General features: G+C 39.2%; 11 protein-coding genes. 5 read left to right on the forward strand and 6 right to left on the reverse strand.

Annotation, left to right across the window (positions count from 1 at the left end; all coding sequences use genetic code 11):
- The first annotated feature begins 95 nt into the window (after positions 1 to 95).
- The 3 genes from J7E57_RS23390 to J7E57_RS23400 all read left to right on the forward strand — a co-directional run bounded on the left by J7E57_RS23390 (position 96) and on the right by J7E57_RS23400 (position 3,359).
- The gene (locus J7E57_RS23390; protein WP_215125624.1) at positions 96 to 1,298 is read left to right on the forward strand and encodes a glycoside hydrolase family 27 protein; all 1,203 of its coding nucleotides are present in this window, start codon (positions 96 to 98) and stop codon (positions 1,296 to 1,298) included.
- A 282-nt stretch (positions 1,299 to 1,580) separates the two neighbouring features.
- Positions 1,581 to 2,843 carry a M60 family metallopeptidase gene (locus tag J7E57_RS23395; protein ID WP_215125623.1) on the forward strand — a complete coding sequence of 421 codons (1,263 nt, stop codon included), beginning with the start codon at positions 1,581 to 1,583 and terminating at the stop codon, positions 2,841 to 2,843.
- 123 nt (positions 2,844 to 2,966) lie between these two features.
- A complete protein-coding gene (locus J7E57_RS23400) occupies positions 2,967 to 3,359 on the forward strand; it encodes a hypothetical protein (protein WP_215125622.1) in 393 nt (130 codons plus the stop codon).
- A gap of 120 nt (positions 3,360 to 3,479) precedes the next feature.
- On the opposite strand, the gene J7E57_RS23405 is transcribed toward J7E57_RS23400, so the two are convergent.
- The 5 genes from J7E57_RS23405 to J7E57_RS23425 all read right to left on the reverse strand — a co-directional run bounded on the left by J7E57_RS23405 (position 3,480) and on the right by J7E57_RS23425 (position 11,595).
- Complete coding sequence (locus tag J7E57_RS23405) at positions 3,480 to 4,106, reverse strand: M23 family metallopeptidase (RefSeq protein ID WP_215125621.1); 627 nt, start codon at positions 4,104 to 4,106, stop codon at positions 3,480 to 3,482.
- A gap of 273 nt (positions 4,107 to 4,379) precedes the next feature.
- Complete coding sequence (locus J7E57_RS23410; RefSeq protein WP_215125620.1) at positions 4,380 to 6,191, reverse strand: IucA/IucC family protein; 1,812 nt, start codon at positions 6,189 to 6,191, stop codon at positions 4,380 to 4,382.
- A gap of 117 nt (positions 6,192 to 6,308) precedes the next feature.
- Positions 6,309 to 7,649, reverse strand: coding sequence for a lysine N(6)-hydroxylase/L-ornithine N(5)-oxygenase family protein (locus tag J7E57_RS23415; protein ID WP_215125619.1), 1,341 nt, complete (start codon positions 7,647 to 7,649; stop codon positions 6,309 to 6,311).
- Positions 7,650 to 10,109, reverse strand: a complete 2,460-nt coding sequence (locus tag J7E57_RS23420) for a GNAT family N-acetyltransferase (RefSeq protein WP_215125618.1) — start codon at positions 10,107 to 10,109, stop codon at positions 7,650 to 7,652.
- On the reverse strand, positions 10,054 to 11,595 hold the full coding sequence (locus J7E57_RS23425; RefSeq protein WP_215125617.1) for a pyridoxal phosphate-dependent decarboxylase family protein: 1,542 nt from the start codon (positions 11,593 to 11,595) through the stop codon (positions 10,054 to 10,056). Before J7E57_RS23425 ends, J7E57_RS23420 begins: the two co-directional genes overlap by 56 nt.
- A gap of 401 nt (positions 11,596 to 11,996) precedes the next feature.
- On the opposite strand from J7E57_RS23425, the gene J7E57_RS23430 reads away from it, so the two are divergent.
- Positions 11,997 to 14,432: a TonB-dependent receptor gene (locus tag J7E57_RS23430; protein WP_215125616.1), complete on the forward strand. Its 2,436-nt coding sequence runs from the start codon at positions 11,997 to 11,999 to the stop codon at positions 14,430 to 14,432.
- A 137-nt stretch (positions 14,433 to 14,569) separates the two neighbouring features.
- Here the strand turns inward: J7E57_RS23430 and J7E57_RS23435 are convergent, their stop codons facing one another.
- On the reverse strand, positions 14,570 to 15,790 hold the full coding sequence (locus tag J7E57_RS23435; protein WP_215125615.1) for a metallophosphoesterase: 1,221 nt from the start codon (positions 15,788 to 15,790) through the stop codon (positions 14,570 to 14,572).
- 214 nt (positions 15,791 to 16,004) lie between these two features.
- Here J7E57_RS23435 and J7E57_RS23440 point away from each other — a divergent pair, with 214 nt between their 5' ends.
- Positions 16,005 to 16,451 (forward strand): RrF2 family transcriptional regulator, encoded by a 447-nt coding sequence (locus tag J7E57_RS23440; RefSeq protein ID WP_029275042.1) that lies wholly within the window; start codon positions 16,005 to 16,007, stop codon positions 16,449 to 16,451.
- Positions 16,452 to 16,735 lie beyond the last annotated feature (284 nt).

Raw genomic sequence — 16,735 nt, forward strand, 5'->3', positions numbered from 1 at the left:
TGGGAATCTTAAAACAGGAGCATTAAGATTCCCGCCTGCGCGGGAATGACGACCATTTCCTAAAGAATTGAAGAACTTTCTAATCAAAGAATAATATGAAATTTATCAAAATCTGTTTACCCCTATTGTTATTTGCTCAAATCAGCTTTGCACAGGAATCAAAACTAGCTGCTACACCACCAATGGGCTGGATGAGCTGGAACATCATGTCCGAAAATCCGAACGAAAAAGATATTAAAGAAATGGCCGATGCAATGGTTGCCAGTGGGATGGTGAAAGCAGGCTATCAGTATATTTTTTTAGATGATTGTTGGCAAGGTGGCCGCGATAATAAAAACAAGATTATTGCCGATCCAAAGAAATTTCCTTCAGGCATTAAAGCCCTGGCTGATTACTTGCATAACAAAGGGATGAAATTGGGCATCTATTCTGATGCTGCTCCTTTAACCTGTGGTGGTTATACCGCAAGTTTAAATTTTGAAGACCAGGATGCCAAAACTTTTGCTTCGTGGGGGATAGATTATTTAAAATATGACTATTGCAACGCACCAGAGGATGTTGAAACAGCTAAAGCCCGTTATGGTAAAATAGCGCAGGCGCTACGCAAATCGGGTAGAGAAATTGTGTTGGGCATCTGCGAGTGGGGTCCGCGCGAACCTTGGAACTGGGGTGCGCAGGTTGGCGGACAAAGCTGGCGTACTACTTACGATATCAGAGACAAATGGAATGATGTAGAAGGTAAGGGAGGAGTAGGTATTTACAACGTTATAGATAAAACAGCAGGATTGGCCAGCTTTTCAGGCCCTGGTAGATGGAACGATGGAGATATGTTAGTGGCGGGTTTACACGGCACAAAAGGCCCTTCATCAGCTTTTAATGGCAAAGGTTGTACCCAAGCTGAATATCAAAGCCAAATGAGTTTATACAGCATGCTTAATTCGCCATTATATGCAAGTTGCGATATCCGTAAAATGGATAATGAAGCAAAAACCATTTTCACAAACCAAGAAGTAATTGCATTAAACCAAGATGTTTTGGGCAAACAGGCCGAAAGAAAAATCAAAACCGATATCTGGGATGTTTTTGTTCGTCCTTTAGCCAATGGAGATTTCGCGATAGCGATTTTAAATAAATCGACAGCTGCTCAAAATGCAAAAATAAATTTTGCCGAATTAGGCCTGACTGGTAAATATGAGATCAAAGATTTATGGCAACATAAAGTAATTGGCAAAAATACTAAGTGGAATGGTGAAGTAACTGCTCATGAAACGAAGGTTTTCCGCTTAAAAAAAGTATAACACCTAAATAACAACAAACCAAACACACAAACAAAAATGAAATCACTATTATCCCTTGCATTAGTAGCAACAGGCTTAAGTACCTTTGCCTAAGATGCAGCAAAAGATCCGGCAACAGTTGTCATTACACCACAACACACCCTTTCAAAAAACGATACTGCTTTTAGAAAAGCCATTGCCAAATGGAGCGATGAAACTTTAAAAAGTACCGACTATAAGAATATCAAAGCACAGCCATCAGCTGAGGTTTTTCCAGGTACAGTAAAGACTGGTTTTCAGTTTATGAATAAAACGGTAAGCATCGAGCATAAAAAAATGGCCGATAGTTTAGTGTCTATCGTATCAACCTTGGGGTATTCTGGTTACGATAATGCGACCATGTACAGTACAGGTTTATATGCAAAAGCTGGTGACTATATAGAAATTGATGTGCCCAAGAACACCAATGTAAACGAGCTTGAAGTGCAAATTGGTGCGCATAGCGATCGCTTAAACTATTGGGTAGCTGGTAAGGAAGATTGGCGCAGGATGCCAATTATAACCAAGAAACAACAATTGGTAATTGGTAAAAACAGATTAGCCTCTCCTTTCGGTGGACTGATCTACATCAATATTAAACCTAAGGCAGAAAGTAGAAAAATTGATTTCAAAATTAGCCATGCTGTTGCAGCTCCACTTTTTGTGTTGGGCAAAAGCACGCAAAGTGATTGGGAGAGTCAATTAAAAAACAATAAAGCACCTTGGGGCGAGATGGCCACTGAAAATGTGATTTTAACTTTGCCTGATAGTGTATTGCAAACCATCAAAAACCCTGAAGAAGTATTAAAACTATGGGATTTAGTTGTACTTGGAGAATTAGATCTGGCCAATATGCCAGCACCGTTTTACAGGGCTCAACGGATGGTGCCCGATGAACATATTGGCGGAGGATACATGCATAGCGGTTATCCGATTATGATCCACCATTCGCCATCCAGAAAGATGCTCTCGAACGAAATTATGGCCAACCCTGAGTTATTGATGAAACCAAGCAAGGGTGGTGCAAATTGGGGCTTTTTTCACGAAATTGGTCACAACATGCAAAATCTGAACTGGGTTTTTGGTGGCACTACCGAAGTGAGCAATAACTTCTTTTCAATCTATATGTTCGATAGGTTAATGGGCGGACGGGACGATTCACATACTGGTGTATCAAGTGCAAATACGCAAAAGATGATGAAAAAATATTTTGCCGAAGGTGCGAGTTATGAAAAATGGAAAGGTGATGCCTTTTTAGGCCTGATCATGTTCCGCCAGATGCAGGAAGGTTTTGGATGGGAAAGTTTTAAAGCGTTTTTTAAAGAATACCAAAAAATCGGACCAAGTATAGGCAGGTTAAACGATCAGCAAAAACGCGATTTATGGGTAAAAACGTATTCTAATGTGGTAAAAAGAAATTTAGCTCCATTTTTTAACACCTGGGGCGTAGGCATAAGCGAAGAAACACAGAAAGAACTGAGCGTGCTCCGTGCATGGAAACCTTATAATTTTCCTCCGGTAAACTAACTTAAAGCTTCTAGACCTATGAGGTTTATTAACATATTGCCAATAAAGCTCATAGGTCTTAAGAATTCTTAAGGGATGTAGCGTTTTTATTTTAATTCCCGTTTTAGGTTAAATTAACAAACGATGAAACGGACGCTATTTATCTTAACTTCAATTGTACTGGTAATGAGTTTGATATGGGCTTGTACTGATCGCGACGAACCCATGCGGAATGTTGATCAGACAGAATTAGAAGGGCTTTATAAGGACATCGAAAAATCAGCCCAGCAGTTTACCTGTGAAAATGCCGGCGAATGGAAATTCACTGCCATTGGATCTAAAGCCTGCGGAGGCGCATCAGGCTATATTGCTTATTCTATAAAAATAGATGAAAGTACTTTTCTGAAAAAGGTTGAACAATTTACCAAACTACAGGCCGATTACAATGAAAAATGGGGCGTATATTCAGATTGTGCGTTGGTAATACAGCCAAAAGGAGTAACCTGCGATAATGGGAAACCTAAATTTACTTATTAAGATTTAAATGCTGTGTCAGATATTTTTTGTTCTGACACTAACAATATTTATAACCACTTATTTTAATTGTCTCGTAGCGCATTTTCGAAGTACTCGGAAATGCGCGTTTTTTATTTACAACTATTTGATATGTTCTTTTATAAATGCCTGAGGGTTATAAAACCGTTCGTTCAGTTGTTTATTATTAAAAGTTAGCCAGCTTGCACAGCCATAATCATCAAATTTTTTTCTGATCTCTAAATGAAGGTGATGGTAATCGCCCCCATATTTTTTACTTTCCTGAGGCGTAAATAACCTGGCCAGTTTGGTATTTTGATCAACATTTTGGCCGTTCCTTACATAAATTTCTTTAAGGTGTTTGTAAGTGGTAAACATGGTTAATCCACTCGGTAGTTTATGTTTTAGCACAACTGTACGTTGGTTTTCACCCAAATGCACAGAGCAGACTATTCCATTGGCCATGGCGTAAACATTAACCAGTTTCGCTTTAGGTTGTGCAGGATTAATATCAATAGCCGTGTGGATATGACCTTTAACATAACTATCTCTATGATCGCCAAAAATGCTTATGATTTTAATGTTGTTTATTCTCTTACGGTTAGTTACGTCAAAAGGAAGAAACCAGTTATCGGCTGTTTTTGCTGGGGCGGTATCCGTATAATAAGGTTTCCATCGATCGCGATCTTTTTCAATTGTTGGGGTTTCGAATAAAAGTGTCGATAAAAAGATAAATAATAGGGCTCTCATTAATGCGATAATTTATAGAGCAAGATAATGATTTTATCGATATAAACTATTTTTGTAGTTTAAAGAATTGTATCGTCATTGCGAGGAGGCTTTTTCAGCCGACGAAGCAATCTTAATGCGGTCGCTAGTAGCGATAGTTGTAAGATTGCTTCGTGCTTCGCAATGACGATTTATTTTTTCGTGGTGTCAGACGTTGCCATCTGACACTGAGACGATTTTATCTTTGGTAATCATTTAATTTATAGAAAGTCCGATGGGACATCTGACTGCACATTAAGCTAGAATATCTTCCTTCAAAGCTTCTGCCGCAGGGTTAACTAACGTTCCAATCAGCTCCGGAACCGGGACATCAGTGCTTTCGCTATAACCGTGGGTTAACAACCTTACGCGGTTAATACACACTCTGATAAATTCGGGCACAAACAGGTCGAATTTTTCGAATTTTGGAGTCAATTCTGGGTTTTCCTGTTGAAATTCTAAAATCACATCAGCCACCTGACGCCAGAACTGTTTTTCATCCAAGCCTACGTAGCTATGGAAAATGTTGCCGAGGTATCTGAAAACGGCATCAAATATCCCTGAGAGGATAAATAAAGGGGCTAATTCATCATTAATCTCCCTTAAAACATCTACCAGATCATTCGGTAATTTTGCTTTCGATTCTTCTGTTAATACAATTTCTTCAACAAAATCTTTAATAATAATGCGCGCTGGTACGCCGTTTTTCATTACCAAAATGGTGTTTTCGCCATGCGGACTAAAGAAAAAAGCATGTTTGTAAAAAATCCTTAATACAGGTTTTAAATACGCAGACAGATAGGCATTTAACCAGCTTTCTGCATCCAGGCCAGATTTTTCTATCAAAGCCTCAACCATGCTTTTCCCATTGTCATCTACATAAAGCAGACTCGCCATGGTCATGATGTTTTCGCCTTCCAGCAAATAATTTTCGGCACTCTCGCGCCAAATCGCCCCTAAAAATTCCTGATACTGATATGGAGAATCCGGAATTTCACTGTATTGTGGATGGGTATAGGCTACTGTTGCCACCTCGCCCAAAAGCACTACTCGCGTCTGTTTTAAATACTCATCACCCTGGAGCATGTCTTTTGCCCACTGGGTTACCTTTGGTGCAATAGCCAGTTTTTTGGGCGATAAGCCCCTGAAGATCGAGGTATTTAGGATCGAAATGGCCGTTTTTACATAATGTTTTTTAGGCTCACTTACGTTAAAGAAGGTACGGATGCTGTTTTGGCACATGTATTCATCATTGCCTAAACCAACAGGGACGATTAAGTTATGGGCAATATCGTGTGCAAGCTGTAATATGATTTTATTGTTCCATTGCCACTCGTGCACAGGGATAAAAAAATAATCTTCAGGTGGTAACTGCTGTTGGATTAATACCTGATTAAAATCGTGAACCTGCTTTAAGCTGAGTTCTTCATTATAAAAAGAAAATGGAGAAATACTTTCGATACTTTTAAATTCGGCTCTTGTTTTATGTACCGCTAACCAAGCCAATTGCGTTCTTTGAGCAGCTTCTGGAGCATATTTGCCTTGATCGCTATGGTTAAAACCGATTCGTCCTTTGTTGATGGTGGCCCAGGGATGTCCATCCATTTGATGTTCTATGGTCTGGTAATCTGCATTGGCTAATTCATCAGCGGTTAACCTGCCTTTTTGATGAATGTAAGCATCGGCATATAAGGTATTTAGGGTTTCTTCAACAAAATGAGCTAAAGTAAATGGTTTAATACCGAAAGTCTGTTGTAGTTCTGTATAAAAAGCCGGAGCGTTGTTTACGGCTACACTTTCGCTATTTACAATTTTTTTGATACTCTGTTTATCGATATGCAGGTAATCTAAAGCACGTTGCTGACCAGAAAAAGTATAATAAATTTCTTCAGAATCTGTAGTGAGACGGAAATCAGAATTTCCTTGCTCATCTGTACTGATCAGCGTTGGTTCAGCTAATTTTTCGTGCATCAATTCTACAATTGATTTTGCAATATAGTTTAGGTTTACCTTATCCCAAACTTCTTTTTTTAAAGGTTTTATGTGATTGAAGTTGTTGTAATTCATGGTATTTAATATTTTAATGTTGGGTTAGTCCAGATTTGTAATCTGGACTTTTTGTGCCCGGATTTTAAATCCGGTTCTCTATGATCGGGATTACAAATCCCGACCAACATGCTCAATTTAATTTTCAGATAACTGAAGCGCTGCGTTAGATAAATCATTTTCCTGTATTTCATCTGCTACGCTGAACTGCTGGAAAGCAATTCGTTTTTCTAAATTATAGATTTCGAAGCCTAAAATGGCATTGATAATGGATGCATTGCGATAAGCGCCCATGCCGAGGTCAGGTGTTACGAAACCGTGGGTATGCAGTTCAACATTTTGAACAAAGATTTCGTTTCCGTTTACATCAATAGCATAGTTGCGGTGTACCTGGAAAAGCCCATCGGCATTACGTGCGACGCGGTCATTTATGCCTGATAAGAAACCAGGCTCATTATATTTGTAACCAGTTGCCAATACCACAAAATCTGTATCAACTGCAAAATCCTTTTCACTTTCGGTATGATAAAAATCAAGCTGATATTTGCCGTCGGCGTTTACTGTTAAATTGTTCAGTTGACAGTTCGGCATCAATTCAGCATTTACCTTTTCGCCATCAACACTCAATTCGTACAGTTTATCAAAAATCTGGTTAATCAGTTCGAAGTTTATGCCTTTAAACAGCGAATTTTGTTTTCCTAAAAGCTGTTTGCGTTTTGCATCACTCAGATTATAAAAGTGGTCTACATATTCGGGAGAGGTGAGCTCCAATGTTAATTTCGAATACTCCATCGGGAAAAAGCGATCAGGCCGGGTAAACCATTTTAATTTCAATCCATTTTCGGTTTCTGGCAATAAATCGTAAAAAATTTCGGCAGCACTTTGTCCTGAGCCAATAATCGATACGGTTTTTTGCTTCAACAGCGTAGATTTAAACTTTAAATATGCTGAAGAATGTATGGCGTTTTTATGCTCAGCCGGCCTAATAAAACCAGGTACTTTTGGTGCAGTTCCAGTTCCGAGCACAATTTTTTTAGTGAAAATGGTTTCACTGGTTCCGTTTGATTGATCTACTTTTTCTACCTGATAAACACCATCAAGGTAATTTATACTGATTACTTTCTGTCCGAAATGGCAGTTTTGCAGATGGTTGATCGCCCATTTACAATAAGCATTATATTCCTTTCGTAATACAAAAAAATCTTCTCTGATATAGAATTTATACAGGCGATCTGTTTGTTTAAGATAGTTTAAAAAACTGTACGGACTGGTTGGATCGGCCATGGTTACCAGATCGGCCATAAAGGGAACCTGTAAAGTGGCATCACTCAACATCATACCGGAGTGCCAGTTAAATTCGCTCACCTGATCCAAAAATAAAGTTGATAAGCTACTGATAGGGGCGCATAATGCAGCCAAACCCAGGTTGAACGGACCTATACCGATCCCTACAATGTCGTATATTTTTTGATTCTGCATTTAAATTTCCTCCGTTTCAAATTCTGATGATTTAGCCATAGCATATGCCTTTGCCTCAGGGAATTTTTCCCAATACCAATTGCGGTAACAAAAGGTAAGATTGGCCATTTTGTAAGGCATCTGGATCACTTTCTCCAATTTAAAGCCCAATCTGGTTACAAAAATGTGCATCGCACGGCTTTCAACAGCTGCTTCGCCAATGCATTTACCTACTTCAGGTTGTTCGAAAATGAAATCCATTAATGCCTGACCGGTTTCGAAGCTGAATTTTTTATCTTTATCTGTTGGCGCAATCAGCAAATGTGCACCATAATCGGTCGTTAAAGCTTCGTAGCATGCACCTACACCATCGCGCATAGGCCAGTAAGGCTCTATGGTAAAGGTGGGTTCGCCATTTATTTCGCCTATAAAACTGTGCGATGAATCGTTTGGCAATAAAGTTCTATAGAATAGCTCTAAACCTCTAATCGGTCCATCCATCTTCCAGATGGGCTTTGCATGTTCCTGGTTAAACCAATCGTGAACCATTTCCAGATCCTGGTCGATATTAAACGGCCGGATATTGATCGTTACATTTTCTTTAGGGAAAAATCTGCTGTAGAGTACCTCTTTGGTTTTCGGCCTGATCAGGTTTTCAGAGAAGAAATATTTAGATAAAGGATTGGGGAACTCACGGTAAATAGCCGGATTATCGATAGGCGCACTGGCCTCGTCGATATTGCAGAGATTGGTAAGCAGGTTACCTTTTACCTCCCAGCTGCGACGGTTGATGATATAATCAACCAAACCTGTAGTATCGCTGTTTTCGAATTGTTTAAACTCCAGATAAACGAGATCGATCAAGGTTTTTTCATCGGCGAGATTGTTGCTTGCAATGGTATTTACCACACCCAAAATATTGTTGATGAGCAGATAATAGGTGAGCTTAGGGATAATGTATTCGTTCGGCACAATCGAACCGCTTTCTGCAGCAATACCAGGAGATGCTTTTTCCAATACCTCGGCTTTAGCATCACTAAAGAAAAAGCCCTGATTATCCCTGAAATAAAGTTTGGCAGGATAATAATCTTTATCCAGTTCTACCATCACATTTTGCTGATGGAACTCAAAAGCCATCCCAAAATTGTTGTAAAGCCCAACAATCGGTGCAACACAAAGGTGCAGGTATTGTTTAAACCAGTTTACTGCAGTGTAAGCAACCGTTTTATTTTTGCTGATCGCTGCTTCTTCAATGATGTTTACAATTCTTGGTTTTTGCCCCAGTAAAGCATCCTGACAAAGTGCTGCCAAAAGCGTTACATTTTTCTCGGCTCCTTCTCCCTTAAAAGGATTATGCCTGATACTGATGTTGAAACCATCAATGATTTCGCCTTTATAATTTACGGAGATAAATGCAGGGTCGGTAATGAATTCAATTTCAGGAAACTCGGCTTTGGCCGCTTTGCCGTATTCGGTTTTTAAAAGTTTACTTACATCATAACCACGGTGAAGCTCTCTAAGCAGGTTAACCCTTTGCGAGTTGGTTATTTTTACGTGTAACGAAAATTTAATCATCCAATCGCTCGATGCATTGTAAACTGTCCTCACCGAAGATGTTGGTGTATAGAATTCTCCAAAATGCCCAAGATAGAATAGGAACTTTTCTTCCTGCATCGCTTTTACTGTAGGAAGGGTAAGCAGATATTCTGCCTCCCAGGGGTGCATGGGTACCACTTTATGGTCTGGGTGTTGATCGAGTAAATGAATGATTTCAGCATGATCGCTATCTAGCAATTCAATTCTGAAAAGATCAGTCATGTCAAAACCTTCCGCGTTTTTCTCAACAATATTTTCTGCAGAGATCAGGAAATAGGCCAGCTGGAAACGACCCTGGGTTTCAGGCGAATATTTAAAAAGTTCTTCTTTACTGTTAAAGCCAGATCTCCCCTTAGGAAGTGGATGTGCATTGTGACCTAAAAACAAAGATTGCTCTGCCTCAATAAAATTCATTTTAGCAAAATTTGCAGGCCTGCCATTCTGTTTGAAGAACGATAAAAATGCTTCAAGATTTTCTACACTGTTGGCTAAACGTTGTTTTACCAGATTAGCATCAACATCAGGAAATTCTTTAGCACTGAACTGGATGGCCAGTTCCATAAACCTGTAAATACTGATCGGACTGATGACATCTGTAGCAACATTACGTTCGATTATCGGGAAATTAAATACATGCCTGCCACTGTCGGCATAAAATTTTAAAGGCGCATATACTTCGAAACCAATGGCCGTAAAATCGAACCGGATATGCAGGCGATCCGTAGTGGTAATCAAATAGTTTGCTAAAGACTCATCATATTTAGGTATGCCAATATAACGGCTCCAGTTGTTAAATTCTCTGCAATAACTGTTTAGCAGTGCATTAAAGTTAGTTTCTTCTGAAATCTGCTGAAACCTGATTGAGTCTAACGTATTCGTTTCCATGTTTTTTAATAATTTTAATAATGTTTTCAATATCGCTGATGGTAGTAAGCGGGTTAAGTAGGGTAAATTTGAGGTAGAATTGATGGTTAATCTTGGTGCCGGCAACTAAAGCCTTCCCTTGATTAAACATCGCTTTTTTGATGTACTGGTTCATGGCACAAACATCTAAGCATACGTTTTTTGGTCGGTAACGGAAAACCAATGCACTAATATCTGATTCGTTCATCAGCTCAAAATCACTATCTGAATGCAATAGATCAGCAATTTTGGCTGCGGTTTCGATAATGGTGTCAAAATAACCACCCAATTTGTTCCTGCCCATCATCCTTAGCGTAAACCAGAGTTTTAAAGCATCAAAGCGCCGGGTGGTTTGTATCGATTTGTTTACCTGGTTGGGTAAACCATCCTCATCATGATCTTTTGGATTTAAATAATCGGCATGGTGCGTAATCAGGTTGAAAAAGTTTTTATCGCGTACGAGGAAACCGCTGCTGCTTACCGGCTGGAAAAAAGATTTATGGTAATCAACCGTAACCGAATGGGCCAGTTCAATTCCGTTCAACAAACTGCGGTACTTATCCGTTAGCAGTAAGCCACAGCCATAAGCCGCATCGATGTGGAACCAGGTATTGTATTTTTTACTGATAGAAGCAAGTTCTTTCAGCGGATCAACATTTCCGAAATCGGTAGTTCCTGCTGTGCCTACAATGGCAATAGGGATGTTGCCCTGATTAATTTCCCGTTTAATGGCGTCTTCCAATAAAACGGTATTCATCCTAAAGCTGCGGTCGGTTTTGATCTTGATTACCGATTTTTCACCTAAACCTAAAAGGGAAGCATTTTTCTGAATACTGAAATGCGCTTTTTCAGAAACAAAAATCCTGAAACGAGCTGCTTCCAAGGGCAATCCCTCTACTTTAATGTTGTGGTTTAGTGCCGTGATGGAATAATGATCGCGGGCCAATAAAAGCCCCATTAAATTGCTCTGGGTGCCCCCGCTGGTAAAAATGCCATCCGCTTTTTTGTTGTAACCAATCTGGTCGCAGGTCCATTCGATCAGTTTTTGTTCTATTAGTGTTCCGCCTGCACTTTGATCCCAGGTATCGATTGATGAGTTGATGGCCGAAATCATGACTTCGGCAGCGACAGCGGGAATCACAATCGGACAGTTTAAATGGGCAATGTAAGCAGGGTGGTGAAAGGCTACCGCATGGCTGGTGTAAAGCTGTTCAACTTCTTTAAGCAAAGCATCGTAATTGTCGTGCGTTTTTTCAAATTCGATCGAATCAAACAGCGGCCTTAATTTGGATGGCGATATCCCACTAAAGGGCTGTTGATTGTTGTTGAGGAATTTTTTTACCGCCTGGGTAACTTTTCCTATTGCATGCAGGTACTCTGCTTCATTTTCGTGGTGAAAGATTTCCTTGGTTGGACTTTCCGTAAGGAAATCAATAAGTTCATGTTTTTCGAGGTCTGATGTAAACATTAGTTTTTCAATTTTTCAAAAGATTAAGGTTAAATGGCAATAAATTACTGGGCATATCAATGCCGTGATTTTTAAATAATATTTGGTTCTGAGCGGCTTAAATTAGTGAGCGGTTTCGACTATAATTCCAGCTGCTAAGGTATATTTTTATTTAGATTGATTAAAAATAATATTTAAAATATTTTTAACAAATTGTTAGTAAGTTGTTTACTTGTTGACACTTAACCGTTTTAGTATAGCGTTGAACGAAAAATAAAATATTTTATTTGGATTTAATCTAAATAAATGATTGCTTTGCGCAAAAAATAATAATCATTGATGAAACCATCATGATTTTCAATATCACAACGGTATGACTAAATCATGATAGCTTCATTACCATTAAAACCAAATTTATACGGATGAAAAATCTATACTTAATTGCAATCCTTGTCTGTGGATTTATCTTAACGGGCCAAGCTCAAACCGTTACCGGAAAAGTAATAGGCGAAACCGCTCCGCTTGCTGGGGCGAATATTAAAGTTGAAGGCAAAAATGCTTCAGCTACAACAGCTGCTGATGGTAGCTTTGAATTAAAGTTAACCGAAGGTTCTTTCAAATTACAGGTGAGTTATGTAGGGTATACTACCATACTGCAAAAAGTGAGCTTGGGCAAAGATCAGACCGTTAATTTAACCCTTTATTTAAGCCCAACGTCGAATATGCAGGAGGTTGTGGTGGTTTCATCGCGTAAACCGACCAAAATAAGCGAGATACCCGGTACCGTTTGGGTAGTAGATGGTGCGAAAATTCAGGAACAGGCCAGGGCAGGGATTCCACTTAAGCAAACCTTAGCACAATTAATTCCGAGTTTAGATGCTGGTACGGAAGGACGTACCAATTACGGACAGAACCAACGTGGCAGAGATGCATTGGTAATGATTGATGGTGTATCGTTAAACAGTACCCGTGGTGTAAGCCGCCAGTTCGAATCGATAGATCCTTTCAACATCGAGCGTATCGAGGTTTTATCTGGAGCAAGTGCGGTTTATGGCGGTGGTGCAACAGGTGGTATTATCAACATTATTACTAAAAAAGGACAGGATAGTCAACCAAGTTTCACTACACAAGTTGGTGTACGCAGCGGTTTAAAAGAAAAAAGTGATCATGATGTACGCGTAGCACAGGCCATTTCTGGCGGGAGCAAAGATTGGAACGGACGCATTGGTATGGCTTTCCAAAAAAACAATGCAGCTTATGGCGCAGATGGAAAACAGATTTTTACCGATATTACACAAACCGATTTACAGTATAACCAATCGTTCGATTTTTTCGGAAGTACCGAATTTAAATTGACCGAGTATCAAAAACTATCGGTGAATGGTCAATATTATAATTCGGGTTACCGTGGCGATAAAGACCTTTTCCTGGGCGCAAATTATGGTGGATTGTTATCAAATCCAGCGCTTTTAGAAATGAGAAATGGCTACTCATCCGATGTTGATCCGAAAACCAGCAGAGCCAATATAAATGCCAATTATCAGGCTAGCGATATCTTGGGCGGGCAAACACTTTATGTACAGGCAGCGGCAAGAAACGAACAATTTAGCTTTCACCCATTCCCAGGGCAAGCGGCAATACCGCAGCGACTTTACAGTGGTTCATCCATCCAAAATACAAACTACAGCGCTTTAAAACTGGTATTGAACAAAGACTGGAACAGATTGAATCTTACTTATGGTATTGATGCCGACAATGAAAATTTTAACGCGCAGCAAGCCTTGTTTGATAGAACAAAGGCCTTTTCATCTGGCGGTTTAAACAATAGCACAATCGCCACTATTGCCCGTTATCCTAATTTCAGGGTAAATGGTTTATCAGGCTTTTTGCAGGCACAGGTTAAAGTAGCCGACTTCTTAAGCCTGTCGGGAGGTGTGCGCCAGCAACGTATGTTTGTTAAAGTTGGCGATTTTGTAGGCACCGCTGCTTCTGTACCTTTGGCTTATGGTGTAGGCAGAACGGCTACGGCCATTGCTGGTGGTGAAAACCATTACGATGTGAATTTATTAAATGGTGGTTTGGTATTTAAAATCAATGCAGCTCAACAAGCATGGCTTAATTTCTCGCAAGGGTTTAACTTGGCAGATCCGGCAAAATATTACGGACAGGGCACTTATACCTTGGTTGGCACCAACTATAATTTAGGCAACTCGATCAATGTTGGAAGTTCTCCTTTAACAGGTATCAAAACAGAACAATACGAAGCCGGTTATCGTTACCGCCCAGGTGTATTTAATGCACAGGTTGCTGGTTTTTATGCCTTATCTGATAAAAATGTAAAAACCAATAGTACATTCAACATCGAAGTTTTTGATGAAAATGTAAGAAATTTAGGTGTTGAAGGTTCATTATCATTAAATCTGAAAAATGGTTTCGAAGCTGGTGTAAATGGTTTGTACATTAAAACACAGAAACAAAATGTTGATGGCACCTGGTCATTACAGGATGTAACTGTTGCAAGTCCATCAAAAATTGCGGGTTATCTGGGTTATAACGGAAAAGTTTTTGGAATAAAGGCACAGGCTTTCCACTCATTTGATTCGAAAGGTTATGCTACAGTTGGAAATGTTGTGGTGCAAAATGAGTTAAAAGGTTTCACTACTGTTGATTTATTGGGTTCGGTGAAATTATTTACCGGAAGTTTATCATTTGGTGTACAAAACCTGTTGAACAAAAATTACCAAACAATTTGGAGTCAGCGTTCGGTATTGTTGTATCAAGCTTTGGCAAAACCAGAAACTTTTTATTATGCAGGCCGCGACCGTACGTATAATTTAACGTATACGCTTAATTACTAGATTAGATTTTTTCGGTCGTCATTTCGAGCGAAGTGCAACGAAGTCGAGAAATCTATCTAAATAGATCTCTCCATTCCGCTGTGCTCCAGTCGAGATGACGACCTTTTTGTTAGAAAGAATAGTTGGCAATAACGGTTTTATTTCTTCTTCAATTCTATCACCGTAATCTCTGGCCAGATCCCAATCCGGCCTGAAAAACCAAGAAAACCGAAGCCTCTGTTTACATTAAGGTATCTTCCATTTTCGGTTTTAATACCCGCCCAATGTTTATAACGGTATTTCACCGGACTCCATTTAATGCCAAAAGCTTCTATACCAAACTGCATACCGTGTGTATGTCCAGCCAATGAAAGTTGGATTTTTGAAGGATAATTTTTTACCTGCGCATCCCAATGCGAAGGATCGTGAGATAGCAGGATTTTAAAATCGTTAACTGAAGTATTCTGAAGCGCTTTGTTTAAGTCTCCACGTTCTCCAAAACCAATTCCCCAGTTTTCTATTCCAGCGAGTATTATTTTCTCGCCGTTTTTATGCAATTCAACATGTTCATCCAACAAAAGTTTAAAACCAAGTTCTTTATGGTAGGCTTTTAACTGATTTAAATTCTGGATTTTATCGGCTTCCGTCGGCCATTTGATATAATCGCCGTAATCGTGGTTTCCCAGGATAGAAAATTGGCCGAAAGGGGCTTTAATTTGCGAGAAATGGCCGATATAGGGCACAATCTCCGAAGAAGCATTATTCACTAAATCTCCGGTAAAAACAAACAGGTCGCTCTTTTGCGCATTGATCATGTCAATCCCTTTTTGCACCGCTTTCGGGTTAGTAAAACTTCCGGCATGTACATCCGAGATCTGTGTTAAGGTAAAACCATCAAAACTTGCTGGCAAATCATCAAAATATAAAGTATGTTTAATTACGCGGTAAGCGTATTTTCCCTGGGTCATGCCATAAGCAAATAAAGCAATGGTTAAACAGAACATCACAAATGCAAAATCTACCCAGTAATTGCTGCGGCCTAAAATATGAAAACCTTCGGGCTGGAAATTAGTCGACAGGCCTAAGAGCAAGCGGTATATATCACCTAGTAGGAGAAAAAAAGCGAATACAAACTCTGCAGCAAAAATAATTAAAAAAGCATGACTGATGATTTGGAAGAACCTGTTCATGCCCTGGATCCGCATCTGTTGGATGGCGTAGAGTAAAGCAAAAGTTAGCCCGACAATAAAGACCCAGAAAATAGGACTGAGCCAGGTAGATTGATTAATGGTACCCAGGCCAGATAAAACATAAGCGTTAAGGGCAAAAAATATGATTGCAACTATAATGAGCGGCAATAGATTGAGTTTTCTTTTCATTATTGAAATCTGTAATTCAGAATGTAGGTAAAAATAGATTTTAAACGCCGATAAATGTTGTTCTGTTTTGTGTCGTGGTTATTTTTACGCTGGTTTGATTAAAGCATTATCGTTATTATGCATTATATTTATAAATATCATAGTATGTTGAATTAAAATCAACTTCCTGTTGCGTATTTTATAATTTACTTTCTTTTATTAGCTTTGTGCGAATATGCTGTCCAAAAAAACAAAGTATGCCATAAAAGCGCTTGTTGCGCTTGGTAAAAATTTAGATAAACCGCCAATGCAGATTTCGAAAATTGCAGAGGAGGAGCATATCCCGAAAAAATTCCTAGAGCAGATTCTACTCGATCTGCGTAACGCTGGCTTTTTATACAGTAAAAAAGGTGCAGGCGGCGGTTACAGTCTAAACAAAAAACCTGAAGAGATTTTATTGGTACACGTAATGCGTGTAACGGATGGGCCTATTGCCATGGTTCCCTGTGCAAGTTTAAACTTTTATCACAAATGTGATGAATGTGTAGACGAAAAAACATGCGGAATCAGAAGTGCCTTTATCGATGTTAGAGATGCTACCCTTAAGGTTTTAACCGAAACCAGCATTGCTGATGTAATTGGCCGTGAGGATAACCTGAAAATCGGTATCGTTAATTTATAATATTTATTTTCACGTGGCCCAATCCGTCATGCTGAACTTGTTTCAGCATCTATGAAGATATGTCTTACACGTGGCAGATTTTAAAATATTAATCCCAAAATTCATTTTATTGAGTTTGGTTTTTGGGGGGGGAAATGAAAGTTCAGTTTTTCATAGTGGTTTTCAGTCTTGCTCATATCTTTACCTTTATAATCAAATAATCAAAAAGGGAGAAAAACTTGTAGTCCCGCTAGACACGATAATTAATTGATGTTGATGTAAAAGGATAACCCTCCCTTTTTTAT

The sequence above is a fragment of the Pedobacter sp. ISL-64 genome, assembly GCF_018613605.1.
Lineage (GTDB): Bacteria > Bacteroidota > Bacteroidia > Sphingobacteriales > Sphingobacteriaceae > Pedobacter.